Raw genomic sequence first — 17,795 nt, forward strand, 5'->3', positions numbered from 1 at the left:
GTAGGAGGGGTCTTCCTCAGCGCGCAGATGGTGGGCCACAGCCATGCCCAGACCCGCAGAAATGGATGTGGAGGAGTGAGCCGCACCAAAGGGGTCGTATTCGCTCTCTGAGCGTTTGGTAAAGCCCGAAAGCCCGCCAGGCTGACGCAGGGTGCGAATGCGCTCGCGCCGGCCGGTCAGAATTTTATGGGGGTAGGCCTGGTGGCCCACATCCCAGATGACCTTGCTCTCAGGCGTATCAAACACAGCGTGCAGGGCAACGGTGAGCTCAACAACACCAAGAGAGGCACCAAGATGCCCCCCGGTGGAGGAGACCGCATCAATTGTTTCAGCACGCAGCTCATCAGCAAGCTGGCTTAACTGGTCAACCGAAAAATTACGCAGATCCTGCGGGTATGTCACGCGGTCCAGAACAGGAAAACGGCCGTGAGTCGGCACAGTGGTGGAGTTTGAGTTTTTTTCCTGAAACGGCGAGGTCATGTGATGTTTCCCATTCTTATTGAGTGTTTTTTCACTTTTAGTGCAGTATCAGCGCACCTGGGGTATCATGGTTTGCAGGCTCTGGTTTTAATGTTTCTGTGATTAAGGCAAGGGTATGTTACAAACTTATTGACGTCTGTTGCTTATTTGTCACTTTTTTGGAAAAAGCTTTAGACTCTTGAGAGCGGATATCTTATAGGCTGGGCAATTATGGTTTCGTTGTGTGGATTCCTGTAATAAATCTGACAAACTTGCTACAGGGCACAGAAACCAGGTGTCAGGTTAGTTTCATTCTTTTTTTCTGGAATGACTGGCAGTCTCATCCAGTTTCATGATTGCAGGCGTAAAAAAACGCCGGAGCGGGGGTTTATGGCCGTACCGATAATGCAGGCCGTCAGGGTCGGGAAGTATGTTGTCACGCAGCATCTCAAAAAGCGCAAGCGCTATCCGCTGGTGCTGATGCTGGAGCCGCTTTTTCGCTGTAATCTGGCGTGTGCGGGATGTGGTAAAATAGATTACCCGGCGGCTATCCTTAACCAGCGTATGACCGTTCAGGAATGTCTTGATGCAGATGCCGAGGCTGGTGCCCCGGTTATTGCCGTGGCAGGTGGCGAGCCATTACTGCACAAAGAAATGCCCGAGATTATCCGTGGTCTGATTGCGCGTAAAAAATACGTTTATCTGTGCACAAATGCGTTATTGCTTGAGAAAAAGATGGATGAGTATGAACCATCACCTTTCTTCTCATGGGACGTGCATCTAGATGGTGATAAGACAATGCATGACGCATCTGTCTGCCAGGATGGTGTGTACGAACGTGCAGTCGCAGCAATTAAGAAGGCGAAAGCACGCGGGTTCCGCGTCTCTATTAACTGTACTGTGTTCGATGGTGTCGCACCTGAGCGTCTTGCCGCATTTTTTGATGAAGTGATGGCGATGGGTGTGGACGGTATTATGACTGCTCCGGGCTATGCGTATGAACGCGCACCTGATCAGGAGCACTTCCTTAACCGTCAGAAAACCAAGCAGCTGTTCCGTGACGTTTTCCGTCTTGGAAAGAAGAAAAAGTGGCGTTTCACACAGTCACCACTCTTTCTGAACTTCCTGGCTGGCAACGAGCAGTATCACTGCACGCCGTGGGGTAAGCCGCTGCGTAATGTCTTCGGCTGGCAGCGTCCGTGCTACCTGCTGGGTGAAGGTTATGCAAAATCGTTCCGTGAGCTGGTTGAAGATACCAACTGGGATGATTATGGCACAGGTAACTATGAGAAATGCGCAGATTGCATGGTGCACTCAGGTTATGAATCAACAGCTGTGATCGATGCCGTTCAGCGTCCGTGGCATATTGCCAAAGTAGCTTTGTTCGGGCCTGAGACTGAAAAGCCAATGGTGCCGGAGATCTCCCTGGCGAACCAGCGCCCGGCTCAGTACAACTACTCTGAACAGGTTGAAGAGCAGATGGCTGAAATTGAGGCCCGCAAGCCTGCCCGCGCACCACGTGTGAAGGTTGTGCGTAAAAAGGCTGAAGATGCAGCAATGCCACTGGAGGCAGAGGTTGCCGGGGCAGACTGAGTGTTGCCTGAGTAACTACGCCTGAAGAAAGGACAGCTCAGAGTATGGGCTGTCCTTTTTTTTACAGCTTATGTGGTGTTTATTTTTTAAACTAAGCAGGCTGCCCTGATATGCAGCTATGCATGCGTCTCTGACTATTGTGTTTTTATAAATGTTATTTTCTGCCTGTGGTGGTGATTTTCTCCAATGACGGTTTCTGTCCTTATTATCTTCCTTCTCGTTTTTCTTAATGCAGTCTTTGCTATGGGTGAGCTGGCTCTTATTTCAGTCAGAATGCCCAGGCTTGCCATATTGCGTGAACGCGGTGTGCGTGGTGCTGCGCGGGCTATGAAGCTGGCAGAAAATCCTCAGATTTTCCTTCCTACTGTGCAGATCGGTATGACGCTGGTCTCTATTCTCGAAGGTACTTTTGGTGGTGTGCGTATCGAGGCATATCTTACGCCGATGTTGCAGCAGGTGACGGTTCTCCGTCCCATTGCGGCTCAGCTGTCAATGGTGCTGGTGGTGATGATTATCACCTGTCTGATGCTGGTGCTGGGTGAGCTGGTGCCTAAGCAGCTGGCTCTGCGTGAGCCTGAGGTCATGGCGGCCCGCCTGGCTTTTCCTCTTGAGCTTCTGGCTAATATGACGCGGCCGGTTGTTGCTGTTCTGCGTCAGTCTTCAAACCTGGTACTCAAAATGATGGGCGCCGGAGATGCTGTTACTCAGACTATGACTGAGGAGGAGCTTAAAGCCTATATTGCAGAAGGAGCCCGGACGGGAGTTCTTGAACATCAGGAACGGACGATGATTGAGCGTCTGCTCAGACTTGCCGACCGGCCAGTCAGAGCGATTATGACGCCGCGTAACGAGCTGTACTGGATTGACCGTCATTCCGGGCGTGATGCGCTTATTAAAGTCCTGCGTCAGACAACCTATGCCCGTATTGTTGTATGTGAGGGCGGGGTTGATAACCCCGTGGGGGTTGTGCTGGCTAAAGATATGCTGGACCGCACACTTGACGGCATGCCGGTGTCGATTGAGGCCGGGTTGCGGCCAATGGTTGTTGTGCCTGACAGTATATCAGCTTTCGATATGCTTGAGCGCATGCGCGCCATCCCACTGGGTATAGCTTTCGTTTTTGATGAGTATGGTTCGTTTGAAGGGGTGGTGACAGCCTCTGACCTGTTTGATGCGATTGTAGGTGAGAAAAACCACGAGACACAGCCTGCTGTGCATAATCCTCAGGCAGACAGCCAGAATGCTGTTCTGATGCTTGACGGCACAGAGTCAGCAGATGAGGTGAAAGATCGTCTTGGCCTGCGCCATCTGCCTGATGAGGGCAGTTATCATACCCTGGGTGGTATTCTTCTGGCGTTGCTGCGTCGTGTGCCCGCTGCTGGCGATAAGGTTATTTATTCGGGCTGGTTATTTGAGGTGCTTGAGATGGAGGGGCGCCGCGTGGCCCGGGTCAGAGTCAGCCGTCAGAGCCTGGCAGAAAACTGATCTGACTGTGCTGGCGCGAGGTCTGCGCCAGCACAGAAATGCTCTAGTGTAGTGTGATTTTTCTGTTTGCCAGCGCTGTTTCTTCAGCGAAGTCGGGCCATTGATTGTGTGCCAGAGCCTGTAACGATGGTTTTGGCAGGTTCATTTTGCTGGCATAAATCCATAAATAAGATAACGCCCTGTGCACATATTCCCGCGTTTCAGCGTTGGGCAGCAGCTCCATATATAAGAAGGGATCTTCAGAGCTGACTGCACTGTCTCTTTCCCATTTTGCCAGTGCTGCCGGGCCGGTATTGTAGCTGGCCAGAAGGCGGATCATATCGCCCCCCTGCAGACCTGGCTGCTGAGTGGTATGCTGGGTCAGGTCAGCCAAGTAATGCACATACCGCTGTCCGATTTCAAGGTTCAGGCTTGGGTCGTGCAGGGTGTCGACGGCCTGCTCAAACCGGTGGGTGATATTCGCTGGTGAAGGGCTTATGATAAAATCGGCAGTTAAAGGCATAATCTGCATAAGCCCGTGCGCCCCTGAGCCTGAGACAGCTTTGGCGTCGAAGTTGGATTCAAGTCGTGTCAGCGCATAAACCAGTGCAGGGTCCATGGTGAAACCATTTCTGGGTTTCAGCACAGGCAGAGGCGTATTGTCGTTTCGCTGTGTATGCGCTTCCCGGTTATTGATAGCTTCGGCCATTTCGGTTGCCAGATTGTGCAAACCGGCGGCTTCGGCCACAAGCTGAAAAGAGCGGGCCAGGGTAACGTCACGAAAATCAGCCCATGCCCGACGAATTGTCCGCTCAGCTCTTTCCTGCTCTCCCGTTTGCAGAAGTGCAAAAACGCGACGACCTATTTCAGTCCCGCCAACGGCTTCCAGGTCAATCTCTGTCAGCACCGGTGTGGAAGGAGCAGAATCTTTAAGTGCTCGTGTAAGTTCGGCTTTATGTACATAATTTTTGTCATGCCCGCCACCTGAGGCATGGAGCTGCTGTGACGCCAGCAGGCCATAGAAGGTGTCGGTGAAGCCTTCTGCATGCTGAAGCCATAAATGGTATTTATGGGTTTGTCCCAGCTTTTTATAGGCCCGTGAGGCCCAGAAAGCACAGGCTGCACGCATGGCTGGTGTTGCGTTTTCTGCATATGTCGCTTTGGTGAAAAAAGGCACGGCCTGAGCGTGCAGGTCTTTTTTCCACAAAGCGAGGCCTGCAATAAAGCCAGCCAGGGCATTTTTATTGTGTGTCTGCTCAAACCCTGAGCGTGCTATTTCGAGCGCGACGTCGGTATTACCCATTGCCAGCATTGCCTGTGCGGCTTCAGCTTTGAGCTGTGCGGCATAGGCGGGGGTCATACCCGGGGTTTTTTCAATCAGCCTGAGCGCGCTGCGTACCCCTTTGATGCCCCATCCGGCTCGTTCGCGCAGTGTACGGTCAAGCAGATGGTTGCGTGTAAAATCATAAGCGACATGACTGGCCGGAATACCGGCATAGCTCAGAACTTTCCCTGACGGGGGAAGCGGGGCAGGGCTTTTTTGCTGCGTAATGGCAGCCAGCCTGTCCCATATCGCTGAGGCATCAGCGTGTGTGCTGTATTGTTTTAGCCAGAGTCGAAGCTCTGCCACGCTGGGGTGGTAAGCCGGGTTAAGGTAACGGTCCGCCTCAATGTCTGCCAGAAGGAGGGTATCTGTCAGATGTGTGCTGCTGCTGATTGCCTCGCTAAAGGCGCCCTGTCGCTGCAGGCGAAAAATAGAGCGGATCTGAAGGCTTGCTTCAGAGGAAAGAGGTTTAGGAAGCGGGAGATCATCGCTACCATTGAAAGCCTGCCTGGGCATGACCATCGCCAGCTCATTGCTGTGCGCGTCCTGTCCTGGTTCAGGCGGTGCGGCATGAGCCTTCGTTGTTGTAACGCTGGCCCCTGCCCATAAAGCTGCTCCAGCCAGAATGGCTGTCGCTGCGATATGATTAGAGATTTGTCCTATCGCTCGCATGGCTGGCGGGATCTAGGGGTTTCTGCGTGAAAAAGCAACCTTGCAGTGCCGGGAAGTGCCTTCGCTGAGTTATAAACAGGGTGTGTTACACGCTTCGCTAATTTTATAAAATGACGATAATTTTCTTTTTAACTGTATGAAAAAATGAAATTTTTATATTAAATAAATAGTAATGAATGCGTGTTGTATGACATGAATTTCCCGGTGTTTTTAGTTTTTTTGCTGTAGCGTTTGTGCAACAAGAAGCAGAGTTGCCCATATGTCCTTGCGTGCAGCCGCGCTGGCGCGAAGCTGAAGGGGGTGGCGTATGCTCATCATGGGGAGTGGCTCAGGGTACTCTTCAAGGGTGAGGTCGTGCCATGTATGTGCGGCAGGGAGCTTAGCTGACCCTGTCAGCACCCGGGAGGGCATACTGCCGCATAACAACAGCCTCTGAGGCGCAAAGAGCCTGATGGTCTGTTCGAGGAAGGAGCGGCAGGTCTGAATCTCGATCTCTGAGGGAGGGCGTCCGCCTGGTGGTCTCCACGGCAGAGCAGTTGCAAGGAGGAGGGTTTTTTTGTCGATTCCTGCCGCGTTAAGCATCTGATCAAGCAAAGAGCCACATAAGCCTGAGAAGACATTGCCACTACGGTCTTCATCAGCATCAGGAGCATCACCGATAATCATAAGCGGAGCGTGACGCGGGCCTTGCGCAAATAAGGTGTGAATCGCTGTTTTATAGAGCGAGAAGCCATGAAACTGCTCCATAACAGTTTTCAGCTCTGCAACGGAGGTTGCCTGTCTGGCGACCTTTCTCGCGGCTTCAACGCTTTCGCCTGGCATAGAAGCGTGCTGAGTAACCGGATTCCGGGCTCTTTGTGCTGCTGGCGGCGTTGCAGCGGCCTGCTGTCTCGTTTGTGGTGCTGCGGTAGCTGTATCTGTATGGCGCAGGGTGACAGAAACCGGTGTGAAAGTGCTCTCTCTCTGATCAGTTGCACTGTCACCTATCGCGGTATCGACTCCCCATTCTTCGTAAAGACGAAGAAGAGAAAGGGGAGAATGTGTCATGTCACCATTACCTGAAAAGAAGAGAGTTTGGCTATTAGCTTCAGGCGGAGTAGAAAGGCAGGAGGGGTTCATATTAGTTTTTCCCTTTCTGTTGCTCCTGAGACCTGGGTTATTATGGTACTTTGTCGCTATTTGCCTACAGCTTTTGTGCTGTTTTTTTCTGTTAATGTAGCTGCAGATCCGTTTGCGTGTGCAGCATCAGTGCCAGAACTGGCACAGACACAGGGTAAAAAAATAACTGCCGCAAACCAGAAGGTCGATTCGGGCGCTTTTCTGGCCGGAATTGCCGCAAGGAGTCGCGGGGATGATTCTGAGGCTGCCCGTGCACTGCGTGCGGCCTCACAGGCTGACCCGGCTAACCGTGACATGGCTACCCAGGCTTTTGTTCTGAGTGTCCTGGCAGGTAGTCCTGAAGCTGTTGAGCTGGCCCGCAGAGAAGAGCAGTTTGCGGGGAAGGAAATTCTTTCCTCCTTTGTTCTCGGTAATCACGCTGCTCTTAAGGGAGACTGGCAGGCTGCTGCCCGTTATTATCAGCAGGGCAGTCAGGACCCGATGGCTCATCTGGTTCTGCCTCTGCTGCTGGCCTGGTGTGATCAGGCCGAGCATAAAGCGCATGCTGCCCTTGATGCATTATCTCGTATACAGGGGAGCGTGCTTTCTCCTTTCTACACGTTGCATGCGGCATTAATTGCTCAGCTATCGGGTGACAGTGCTGAAGCTGGCCGTCTATTTGCTCAGGCGCAGCATGCAATGCCGGGTGAGGATCTTTTGCTTGCCCGCTCCTATGCTGCCTGGTGCTGGCAGAATGGTCAGCGTGATAAAGCACGAGAACTTTTGCGTCGTATGATTGATGCTGATCCGGTTCTCGCTCTGGCAGGAAAGCAGTTTCAGGCTGAAGTCAGTAAGTTTCCGGTTGATACGTCATTGCAGGGGCTTGCCCGGGCTTATGTGCTGACAGCGTTTCTTTTTCAGCAGCAGCTGCGTAATGCTGAGCAGGAGGCTATGAGCCCACAGGCCGCCAGACAGGCCCGTTTTCGTTTAAATGAGGCGACGCGGCTCATGCTCAGTTTTGCACTTGAGCTTGACCCGCATATGTCTGAGGCTTTGCTGATGATGGCGGAAGTGCAGCAGGATGAGGGGCATCCACAGGCTGCCCGTGCTACGCTCTTGCGCATGCCATCAGGGAGCCCGCTGATGCCCGTTGCGGCGTTTAAACTGGCTCTTATTGATAATGAATCAGATCATCTTGATGAAGCCAGAGATAAGTTGCTTGCGCTGGTTAAAGATAACCCTGAGCTGGTGCTGCCTGTAAGTGAGCTGGGGAATACGGAAGCTTCCCGTAAAAACTGGCAGGGTGCATTTGCTGCTTATGATAAGGCGGTTAATTTATCCAGGGCAGGAGCACCGCTGCGCGGGGTGAAGAAGGAATACTGGTCGTTATTATTTCTGCGGGCAGTTACGTCTTATGAGCTTGGGAACTGGCCAAAGGCTAAAGCCGATCTGAAAGAAGCATTGGCCTTGCAGCCTGATAATCCTTTGCTGCTTAATTTTCTTGGTTACTCTATGACCGAACAGCATGAAGACCTTGCTGAGGCTGAGCGCCTGCTGCGAAAAGCTGTTGAACTTGACCCGGATGATGCGGCTATTCGTGATAGTCTCGGCTGGGTTATGGTTGAGCGTGGGGACCTGAAGGAAGGTACACAATTACTGGAGAGGGCTGTCGCGCAGACACCTGAAGACCCGGAGGTGAATTATCATCTGGGTGAGGTTTACTGGCGTATGGGACGTCACAGAGAGGCTGTTGATCACTGGAATCTTGCTCTTGAACTGAAGCCTGAGCCGCGGGATGAAAAGCTGATCAGGGGTGCTCTTGCCCGGGCTGGCAATCTGCCTGATAAACAGGCTTCTGTGTCGCTATCAGGGCTGCCTGCAGGAAAATAAAAGAGAAATATAAGTTAGAATGTCTGAAAAAACAGAAAATGTTTCTTCGCAGATTTTTTCAGAGTCTGCTCGTGCAAAAATTAACCTGTATCTGCATGTGACGGGTAAAAGAGCAGATGGCTACCACCTGCTTGATAGTCTGGCTGTTTTTGCAGAAGCCTGCGATGAACTGCTTTATGAACCTGGCGATGAAGAACTGCGCCTGGAACTGACCGGACGATTTGGCGCCCCGCTGGGACAGGATGCTGCCGGACAGAATAATCTTGTGATGAAAGCTGCAGCCATGGTGCAGGCCGCTGCAGGTGGAGCTGCCAAAGTGCCTGGGGGACGGCTTGTGCTGCGAAAAGAGCTGCCGGTTGCCTCTGGTATCGGTGGGGGGTCAGCAGATGCAGCTGCAGCACTTCGTCTGCTCAGTCGTGCCTGGCAGGTTGAGCCTGATAGTGAGGCATTGTCACTGATGGCTGAAAAACTCGGGGCAGATGTTCCGGTGTGTCTTGATAGTCGGGCCGCCCGGATGGAAGGCATCGGTGAGAAACTCTCGGATGCACCCGCCCTGCCTCCTTCCTGTGGTATATTACTGGTCAATTGTGGTGTCGCGGTTTCAACCCCTGAGATCTTCCGCCGTCGCGATGGTCATTTTGTGCCCCGGGCAGATCTGCCTGATGCCTGGCCTGATGCGCAGTCTCTGGCTGGTTTTTTGTCGCTTCAGAGTAACAGCCTGCAGGACGCAGCATGCCTTGTTTGCCCGCCTGTCAGAGATGTTCTTAATGTGCTGGCTGATATCCCGGACAATTTACTGGTGCGTATGAGCGGGTCCGGGGCAACATGCTTTGCTATTTTCCCAGATGACGCAACCGCCCGGCAGGCTGCTTATTCGCTTTCCCGAAATCGGCCTGAATGGTGGGTCTGGGGTGGAGGCTTCTGTTGAGCCGCCTTATATATGTGAGATAAACGCATCAGGTAAGGGAAACTGTTGCAGGTATTCATGCTCTGGTATGAATGTTTTTTATGCGGAGAAAAGCTATGGTGTCAAAAGTAGATCTGACGTTGGCGGATGATCTTGAATCCGTGGTGATGACTCTCTCCTCTGATGATGAGTCTGCTGAGGCAGTTAAAGTTGCGCTGTCTGCTGAACAGGTAACATCATTGCTTCAGGTGCTTGGCCGCGTGCGTGAAACGATGCTTAAGGATAAAGCCGTACCACCCATTGAAGGGGCACGTTTTTCTGCTGTTTCGAGAACACGCTGGGCACTGCAGCCGGAAGTAGTAACCGGTGGATCAGTCCTTGCATTTCAGCACCCTGCTTACGGGCCTGTCGGGCTGGTTTTAACGCCGAATGATTCGGAAAAGCTGGTACGCGGCCTGCAAATCCATCATGGCCTCAGGGTTGAAGGACGTCCTGATGACAGGAAGCTTAATTAAGGCCTGAGTTTTTTGTTATAAGAGGAATATCCGGTCATAATACGCTGATAGCAGCCATAAATTAACTGGCCGCTATCAGTGAGGTAATGTGCTGATTAAGTATCAGCTATTTTTTCCGAATGCAGGACGGGTTGCCTCAAAAAGAAACCACGTGCGGCGTTCTGTCTCATCAATCCAGTTTTCAAGCAGGCTGGCTGATGCAATATCGCCGGCTTCATCACACAGTGCATGCACTTTTCTCATATGTGTGGTGAGTGCCAGATTGTCTTCGCGCAGCTCAGCCAGCATATCTTCAGGCGTAACGTAGAGGGCATCATTATCTGCAATTTTTGTACGGCGGCTGATCTCGCCGATTGAGTGCAGAGTTGTTTCTCCGATTTTGCGGGCGCGTTCAGCCAGAGGATCCGTCATTGCGAATATCTGGTCGCTCTGTTCGTCGAGCAGGAGGTGGTAGTCACGAAACTGACGGCCACTCATGTGCCAGTGAAAATTTTTCGTCTTAATATAAAGTGCAAATGTGTCAGCCAGCAGGTCTCCCAGGCCGATACCAACTTCTTTAACAGCCTTAGCTGGCAGATCTGTCGGGGTGCCAAGATACTCTTTAACGTGAGCTGATTTAGCTTCTGAAGATGCTTTAGTCATGAATCCTGATCCTTACTGTACTATGTTGATGCACTGAAAATCATTCGTGACGCATATAATAATGTGTGAATAACAGGACTTAAAATAAAGAGGTGTTTTCTATTTTATTTAAAAAAACATAAAATTGTTATTAAAAATCTTACTCAAAGCCGGGTGGGCGGCTGAGTAATTTATCCTGTGCCTGCGCTAGTGTAAGGCTGCCGGAAAGGAAGCTCGCAATAGTTTCAGTAATGGGCACATGCACATTATGGCGTCGGGCAATGCTGAGAAGAGCGCTGGCTGTAGTCACACCCTCGGCAACGCCAGGAAGTGTGGTAAGAGCTTCCTCTTTCCTGCTTCCCTGTCCAAGAGCCAGACCCATCCGGTAATTTCGTGAGGCCGGGCTTGTGCAGGTGAGGAGCAGGTCTCCGATACCAGCCAGACCTGATAAGGTGGCCGGCTGTCCACCAAGTGCTGTCGCCAGGCGTCCGGTTTCGGCGAGCCCCCTGGTAATCAGAGCTGCCCGGGCATTTTCCCCCAGACCAGCTCCCATGGTGGCACCTGCTGCAATAGCAATTACGTTTTTAGCTGCTCCGCCCAGTTGTACCCCTGTGCAGTCAGTGCTGGTGTATAGCCGAAACAAGGGTGATGAAATCGGTTCGGCAATATGTTGTGCTGTTTCATGCTGAGTAGCAGCAATAACAGCTGCGGCGGGCAGGCCTGCGGCAATTTCATGAGCAAAGTTTGGCCCTGAAAGAAAGGCACCTTTCAGGTCTGGTCTGACCCGCGCCAGAATTTCAAGTGGAAAGTCCAGAGTGGTTTGCTCAATGCCTTTGCAGCATAGCAGGACAGGTGCCTGAGGCAGATGTGGCAAAACAGATGCAAGGTGCTGAACGGGGATAACAACAACGCTCAGGTCGGTTGTGACAGGGAATGTGTCAGAGACTGTGATGTCTGCTGGCAAGGGGTGGTCACGTAGTCGCGGCATGGCTCCCGAAGGCAGGCGGGCAGACGGGTTGCGTGCCCATAATCTTACATTTGCGCCGGTTTTATGAATATGCAGAGCAAGAGCGCATCCCCACGCACCGGCCCCAAAAACAGTAATATTTGTCATGACACGACTTTGCCAGAAAGTAATGAATCCGGCAAATAACAGAATTACAGTGCTGAGAGGAAAGTATCAGGCCGTAAGTGCTGTTGCCGGTGTTTCAGCACAGTTGCTCAGATGCGAAAACAATGCTGGTGTCTGGCTTTTTTTTACAAGAGCCTCACGCAGCATACATACGACACCAGGCACGCAGTTGCCGCATTTGGCTTTGCAGCCTCTGGCAGCATAGATATCGCGCGGATGTGTCGCGCCATATTCAACAGCATGCTCGACATCTTTGTGCGTAAGAGAGTTGCAAGAGCAGATGATCATTGTGATCGTTCCGATTCCTGAAGAAACTCATTTTTTTATACACGAATGAGAATTATTCGCAATAAAATTTTTTCTGATGAATTTCAGTGAGATGAGGTTCTTATTGCGAGGCAGGTTTATAATGTAGAAAAATATGTATGATGAGAAATAGACGTGTTAATAATAATAAAATTTTTAATATTTTTTCAAAATTAAGCTCATTAAACAGGAGATATTTTTGTCTTTTAAAAAAATAAAAACGGCGATGACTGATTTTTTATTATTACTTTTTAAAAATGACGAAGCTGATGAGGGGCGTGAAGAGGGTAAGGTGAAAATCCGTGATATTCCCTCGCGGCATAACTATGAGGTCAAAGGCTTTCATCTGCGTATGCAGGGGGTACTGGCTTTTATTGTTGCGGCGCTGACCCTTTACACGTTTGGGCGTTTTTGTCTGTCATTATTGTGGGGCGGGATACTGGCCATCATTTGCTGGCCGGTTGCATCGCGGCTTATGCGCCGGTGGCCATCCTCCCATGGTCGTTCAGCCGTGGCTGCTGCATGTGTCGTTGGTGTCGTGCTTATTTTTGTCGTGCCCATGATTCTGCTTGTCTCCGTTTTAACAGACGAGGCGGGTAAGGGTATTGCCTGGGTTAAAGATATTATCCAGAACGGATTGCCGGAGCCTGTCTGGGTGGAGCGTTTGCCCTGGGGGGCTGCTGCTGCTCATGGGTGGTGGCAGCAAAATCTTGCATCACCTGAAGAGCTGCGTAACCTTTTTGGTCACCTGAAATTCGATCAGCTGATGAAACCAGCCGCGTCACTTGGGCATAGTTTCGTCAGTATACTCGTTATCATGGGTTTTGCCCTGCTTATTCAGTTTTTCTTTCTTCGTTCAGGCGATGAAGTCGCTGTGCGGTGTGAGCGGCTTGGCGTGCGGCTTTTTGGTGTGCGTGCCAGAATGGTCTGTTATTATATTGTCAGTGCTGTGCGCGGTACTATGGCAGGTCTTGTGCTTGTTGGTCTTGGCGAAGGGGCACTTATAAGTGTCGCATATTTTGTTGCGGGAGCACCTCAGCCGGTACTGCTCGGAGTTTTTACCGCTCTGGCTTCAATGATACCTATTGTCGGGTCAGTTGCTTTGCTGGTGTGCTGTCTGCTGATTGCTGTAAAGGGGAGCATGATTTCGGCAATTTGTGTTGCTGTGTATGGCTCTTTTATTCTTTTTATGGGGGATCATTTTGTCCGGCCTGTCCTGATAGGGGGCTCTGTGCGCCTGCCATTTGTATGGGTGTTGATGGGTATTCTGGGAGGGCTTGAAACCTGGGGTATTAAAGGGTTGTTTATTGGTCCGGTACTGACTGCGGTTGCATATTTTATATGGAGTGTAGCGTCAGGGGGCGGGCTGGCAAAAAAGAGTAAATCTGAACTATTGGCTGATTGAAACTGCACGGTGAGCTGGTCGGTTTTTTAACAGGCCAGTTTTTGGATTTATATAAAAATTTAAAGTTTTTATAATTATTTAGTAAAATTTATTTTTAATTTTTTCTTCGCTGCGTTGTTTGCTGTTTTTCTAAGGGAAGAAGTCCTTTACAGCCTGTATATGACATGCGACTGTGCCTGTCATATTGTTGGCGGTTAGATTAATCTGGCTGGACGGTTTTAACGCACGGATACTTTTATGGCAGCTTCTCAAGAGGAAAACGCAACTGTAGCGCAGGTATGGAACAATCAGCGCGTTCTGGTGTGTAGTGGCGGACGGTATGAGTCTCAGGCAAATGCTCAAATTCGTGAGTCTATTATGGACGGATGGGTTGAGTGTTTTGGTGAAGAAAATGTGACGGCTGTTCATATTAGTGGTGCAGCTGAGTCTATTGCATTTCTTAAGCCTACGATTGTTTTTGCTATTGGGTCATACCTGCCTGAGAGTACTTATTTTGGTGAAGTATGTCGTGAGGCCAAAAAAATTGGTGCGACAACTGTTTTCTGGGCGACAGAAGATCCCTACGAGCAGGACGCTAATTATCGCGTAGCTGACGATTTTGACGTTATTTTCTCCTGTGACCGCTGGGGGCATAATTTTTATCAGCGTGACCGGGTTTTTCATCTGCCGCTCGCCGCGAGCCGCAAGCTGCATTATGCACCAGTCGTAAGTGAAGAGCAGCGTCACATTGATGTTCTTTTCTGTGGTGTCGCGTTTACCAGCCGTAAAGATATTGTCCGTAATCTTCTCCCGTCTCTGCGTCGTCTGAATATTCGTATCATCGGACCAGGCTGGAATGAGTTCGGTATTGGCTTCTCTGATGATCGTATTGATAAAAAACAGCTGGTTGAGCTTTATCAGCATTCGCGGATAGTGCTTAATCTTGGGCGTTCGCTGCACTTTGAAAATAAACGCTTCATGATTTCTCCCTCAACGCCGGGCCCCCGTACGTTTGAGGCAGCCGCAGCTGGTGCGTTTCAGATTTTTCATGAAGATACATATGAGCTTCGCCGGTATTACCCGGCCAGTGAAATTCCGTCTTTCTCGAATAAGCGGGATTTTGATCGTCTGATCAGTGAGTATCTTGCCGCACCTGAAAAACGCTTGCAGGCGACAAAACTGGCGCAGAAGAGAACTCTGGAGCAGCATACTTATGGTAATCGTATTCGTGAGGTTGTGAAAATTCTTGAGGATCTGAAGCTGATAGTGCTCTGATGAAGGCGGTCAGAGGGTTCGTAACTTAAAATCCGTCATATCTTTTGTCGTTTGTAACTGGTTGCTTTTTTGTAGTATTTTCGATGCGTCGGGTTATAAAGTTCGGATTTTGAAATGTCATTATTAAAGCTAAAGCGTAAAATAGACTGGGCCGTTTTTGATGGTGAGTGGTATAAGCAACAGTACCACTCAGTATTGTCTTTTTTCGAGTTATCTCAGGATGGCGAGATCGAAGAGTTTTATAAAACAAAAGGGAGAGACCTGAAGCACTCTCCCAATCCATTTTTTGATGAATCCTGGTATTTGCAACGTTATTCTGATGTGCGTGAGCTGGTTGCTTCAGGTGAGTATCATTCAGGTTTTGATCATTATGTCCGGGTGGGAAATCTTTCACACAGCCCGCACTGGTTGTTTGATGAAGAGTATTATCGTCGTCTCTACCTCGATGTTTCGCCCGAAATATTAAGAGAGAATAATATTCGTAATGGCTATGATCATTATTTAAATCAGGGGAGCCGTCAGCTTAATTCTCCCTCTGTGTTTTTTGATCCGTCATTGTTTATTTCAGAAAATCCTGATTTTAAAATTGATATTGAGGAGGGGCCATATATTGCGCTTTTGCGGTCTGTGCCTGAGCCGGCCGTGTATCAGAAGCGTATGTCCTGGTATTTTGACCCGGACTGGTATGTAAAAACATATCCGGATGTCTGCGAAGACGGGGTGTTATGGCAGGGGCCTCTGCATCATTATCTTACTAATGATACCCCTTTGAAATATAATCCCAATCAGTATTTTTCTGAAGATTTTTATCTGAGCTGCTACGTTGATATTGCCGGTGCAGTGCAAAATGGCGGTTTCAGGAACGGCTACGAGCATTTTGCCAAATATGGGCAATATGAACTGCGCCAGCCTGAGCCTGAGTTGTCGTTGCGGGTTTATGCAGAAAATACCAAAGTTAAGACTGAAGTCGCTAAATATGCGAAGTCTAGTTTTTTTGTTTATTATGTGATGAACAATGGTATTATTGATCAGTCAGGTTACACTGAAGAAGAAATAGAGAGTATTTCTAAAGACGTGTACCAGCGTATGAGCCGCCTGCGGCTTCCGTTACTTTTGCGCTCAAAAATTGATTTTTCATGTGAAAATCCTGAGGTCAGCGTTATTATCGTGGCTTATAATAATTTCGCCATGACTATGACAACGCTTGCGTCACTACGTGATAATTATGATGGGCGCATTCAGGTTATCCTGGTTGATTCTGGCTCCTCTGATGAGGTCAAGCATATCGAGCGCTATGTAAATGGGCTGGATATTATCAGAACTGTAGGCAATGTTGGTTTTCTGGCAGGCTGTAACGCAGCGCTGGAGAAGGTTAAAGCAGACTATGTGCTATACCTCAATAATGATCTGGAGCTGATGCCTTTAGCGCTGGAAACAGCGCTGGCCCGATTTGTAAAAGAGCCTGAGGCTGGTGCGGTTGGTGCAAAGATTATTCGCACGAACGGTCTGTTACAGGAGGCCGGGTGTATCATCTGGCAAAGAGGTGCGGCATCGGGTTATCTTCGCGATCAGCTGCCTGATGTTCCTGAGGCAAATTATGTTCGTTCTGTTGATTTTTGCTCAGGCGCTTTCCTGCTCGTACGTACGAATATTCTTAAAGAGCTGGGTGGGTTTGATGCTGATTATGCCCCGGCTTATTTTGAAGATACGGATCTGTGTGTTCGTATTAATAAAATGGGTTTTGATGTCGTATATGACCCGGGCGTTACCGTTATACATTATGAGTATGGTACGTCGGGGTCCAGTGGCAGCAACCAGCTCATGCTCATTAATCAGCAGCGTTTTATCGAAAAAAACAGCGATTATATAGAGCAGCGTCTGCCGCGGCATGACGGGCAGCTTCTTTATGCGCGCTCAGCATATCCTTCGCTTAAGCGTGTGTTGTTTATTGAAGATTATTTGCCTTTCCGGCACCTGGGTTCGGGTTTTACCCGTTCAAATGACATTATTACGGTATTAACGAATTGTCTGGGATGTCATGTTACTGTGTATCCGGTATTTAGAAATACCGGTGAGGGAGATGATGTCTATTCCGGGTTCCCAGATCGTGCAGAAATTATGTGGAATAAAGGGATAGATGATCTTACAGATTTTCTGAAAAGTCGTCCTGGTTATTATGATGCCATATGGGTTGCGCGTACTCATAATGCGGAGCGTGTTGCACCGGTTCTGGCTGATGTTGCCGGTGTTATGCCGGGCTGTAAGGTTATTCTCGACACAGAAGCTGTTGCCGCGGGGCGTGAACAGCAAAAGGCGGCTCTGCGTGGTGAGCAGGCACAGCATAGTCTGGATGAAATGCTGAGGCAGGAGTTTCGTTCTGCAGGTGTTGCGCAGAAGTTTGTTGCGGTGAATGAACGCGATGCGGCGACCCTGCGCAGGCTGGGGATGCAGGATGTCACCGTTCTGGGGCATCTGCAGTCTCCTGATCGTTCTGCTCCTGGCTATGATGCGCGGAAGAACCTTTTGTTTGTAGGTGCTGTACACGACAAAGATTCTCCGAATTTAGATTCGCTTATCTGGTTTGTAACGCAGGTTCTGCCTTTGCTTGATGGCAGGTTGCCTGATGATGTGACATTTGATGTTTGTGGTTTTTGTGGCGCAGATATTGATCTTGCTGCGTTATTACCCCATCCGCGCGTAAGGGTGCTTGGTCGGGTTGATGCACTCGCACCAGTTTATAATGCACATCGTGTTTTTGTTGCACCAACACGTTTTGCAGGTGGTATACCCTATAAAATTCATGAGGCAGCAGCTCATGGCCTGCCAATTGTTGCGTCAGATATTTTGCGTGAGCAGGTTGGATGGCAGGATGGCACTGATATGCTGGCCTGTGATCATATGAATGCGTCTTCGTTTGCAGAGGCTATTGTAAAGCTTTATACAACGTCAGATCTGTGGGGAGAAATACAGCATAATGCGCTTGAGCGTATCGCCCGGGAAAATCAGCCGCAGGCCTATATTAACGCTATTGAGAAAATAATAATGATGTGACTACGTTTGTAAGACATCATGGTGTGTAAATATGTTTTTTTACTATGAAGTAACCGGCAATGATCATAGCGCGGTGAGTGACAGTAAAAAGGCGTGAGCAGGGG

General features: G+C 49.8%; 14 protein-coding genes. 8 read left to right on the forward strand and 6 right to left on the reverse strand.

Going from position 1 to position 17,795, the window contains the following annotated elements; genetic code table 11:
* Nucleotides 1–480: 1-deoxy-D-xylulose-5-phosphate synthase N-terminal domain-containing protein (locus GOB58_RS06910; RefSeq protein WP_277876773.1), on the reverse strand; the 480-nt coding region annotated here is incomplete at its 3' end.
* Nucleotides 481–849: 369 nt separating this feature from the next.
* On the opposite strand from GOB58_RS06910, the gene hpnH reads away from it, so the two are divergent.
* The gene (hpnH, locus tag GOB58_RS06915; protein ID WP_173559728.1) at nucleotides 850–2,052 is read left to right on the forward strand and encodes an adenosyl-hopene transferase HpnH; all 1,203 of its coding nucleotides are present in this window, start codon (nucleotides 850–852) and stop codon (nucleotides 2,050–2,052) included.
* A 186-nt stretch (nucleotides 2,053–2,238) separates the two neighbouring features.
* A complete protein-coding gene (locus GOB58_RS06920) occupies nucleotides 2,239–3,537 on the forward strand; it encodes a hemolysin family protein (RefSeq protein WP_086553617.1) in 1,299 nt (432 codons plus the stop codon).
* Between the two features lie 43 nt (nucleotides 3,538–3,580).
* On the opposite strand, the gene GOB58_RS06925 is transcribed toward GOB58_RS06920, so the two are convergent.
* Complete coding sequence (locus GOB58_RS06925; RefSeq protein WP_086553618.1) at nucleotides 3,581–5,512, reverse strand: transglycosylase SLT domain-containing protein; 1,932 nt, start codon at nucleotides 5,510–5,512, stop codon at nucleotides 3,581–3,583.
* Nucleotides 5,513–5,722: 210 nt separating this feature from the next.
* Nucleotides 5,723–6,631, reverse strand: a complete 909-nt coding sequence (locus GOB58_RS06930; protein ID WP_242005256.1) for a uracil-DNA glycosylase — start codon at nucleotides 6,629–6,631, stop codon at nucleotides 5,723–5,725.
* Between the two features lie 42 nt (nucleotides 6,632–6,673).
* On the opposite strand from GOB58_RS06930, the gene GOB58_RS06935 reads away from it, so the two are divergent.
* From GOB58_RS06935 to GOB58_RS06945, 3 genes are all read left to right on the forward strand, one after another.
* Complete coding sequence (locus tag GOB58_RS06935) at nucleotides 6,674–8,500, forward strand: tetratricopeptide repeat protein (RefSeq protein WP_173559729.1); 1,827 nt, start codon at nucleotides 6,674–6,676, stop codon at nucleotides 8,498–8,500.
* 19 nt (nucleotides 8,501–8,519) lie between these two features.
* Complete coding sequence (locus GOB58_RS06940; RefSeq protein WP_173559730.1) at nucleotides 8,520–9,428, forward strand: 4-(cytidine 5'-diphospho)-2-C-methyl-D-erythritol kinase; 909 nt, start codon at nucleotides 8,520–8,522, stop codon at nucleotides 9,426–9,428.
* A gap of 95 nt (nucleotides 9,429–9,523) precedes the next feature.
* On the forward strand, nucleotides 9,524–9,922 hold the full coding sequence (locus GOB58_RS06945; RefSeq protein WP_173559731.1) for a hypothetical protein: 399 nt from the start codon (nucleotides 9,524–9,526) through the stop codon (nucleotides 9,920–9,922).
* A 102-nt stretch (nucleotides 9,923–10,024) separates the two neighbouring features.
* On the opposite strand, the gene GOB58_RS06950 is transcribed toward GOB58_RS06945, so the two are convergent.
* The 3 genes from GOB58_RS06950 to GOB58_RS06960 form a co-directional block, all read right to left on the reverse strand.
* On the reverse strand, nucleotides 10,025–10,564 hold the full coding sequence (locus tag GOB58_RS06950; protein ID WP_086553622.1) for a Dps family protein: 540 nt from the start codon (nucleotides 10,562–10,564) through the stop codon (nucleotides 10,025–10,027).
* Nucleotides 10,565–10,703: 139 nt separating this feature from the next.
* Complete coding sequence (locus GOB58_RS06955; RefSeq protein ID WP_173559732.1) at nucleotides 10,704–11,657, reverse strand: NAD(P)H-dependent glycerol-3-phosphate dehydrogenase; 954 nt, start codon at nucleotides 11,655–11,657, stop codon at nucleotides 10,704–10,706.
* A gap of 66 nt (nucleotides 11,658–11,723) precedes the next feature.
* The gene (locus tag GOB58_RS06960) at nucleotides 11,724–11,963 is read right to left on the reverse strand and encodes a (2Fe-2S)-binding protein (protein ID WP_086635494.1); all 240 of its coding nucleotides are present in this window, start codon (nucleotides 11,961–11,963) and stop codon (nucleotides 11,724–11,726) included.
* Between the two features lie 217 nt (nucleotides 11,964–12,180).
* Between GOB58_RS06960 and GOB58_RS06965 the strand changes: the two genes are divergently transcribed.
* The 3 genes from GOB58_RS06965 to GOB58_RS06975 all read left to right on the forward strand — a co-directional run bounded on the left by GOB58_RS06965 (nucleotide 12,181) and on the right by GOB58_RS06975 (nucleotide 17,691).
* Nucleotides 12,181–13,386: an AI-2E family transporter gene (locus GOB58_RS06965; protein ID WP_233127702.1), complete on the forward strand. Its 1,206-nt coding sequence runs from the start codon at nucleotides 12,181–12,183 to the stop codon at nucleotides 13,384–13,386.
* Nucleotides 13,387–13,623: 237 nt separating this feature from the next.
* Nucleotides 13,624–14,640, forward strand: a complete 1,017-nt coding sequence (locus tag GOB58_RS06970) for a CgeB family protein (RefSeq protein ID WP_086553625.1) — start codon at nucleotides 13,624–13,626, stop codon at nucleotides 14,638–14,640.
* Between the two features lie 114 nt (nucleotides 14,641–14,754).
* The gene (locus GOB58_RS06975) at nucleotides 14,755–17,691 is read left to right on the forward strand and encodes a glycosyltransferase (protein WP_173559733.1); all 2,937 of its coding nucleotides are present in this window, start codon (nucleotides 14,755–14,757) and stop codon (nucleotides 17,689–17,691) included.
* Nucleotides 17,692–17,795: the final 104 nt, after the last annotated feature.

It is taken from the genome of Acetobacter thailandicus (assembly GCF_011516655.1).
GTDB lineage: Bacteria > Pseudomonadota > Alphaproteobacteria > Acetobacterales > Acetobacteraceae > Acetobacter > Acetobacter thailandicus.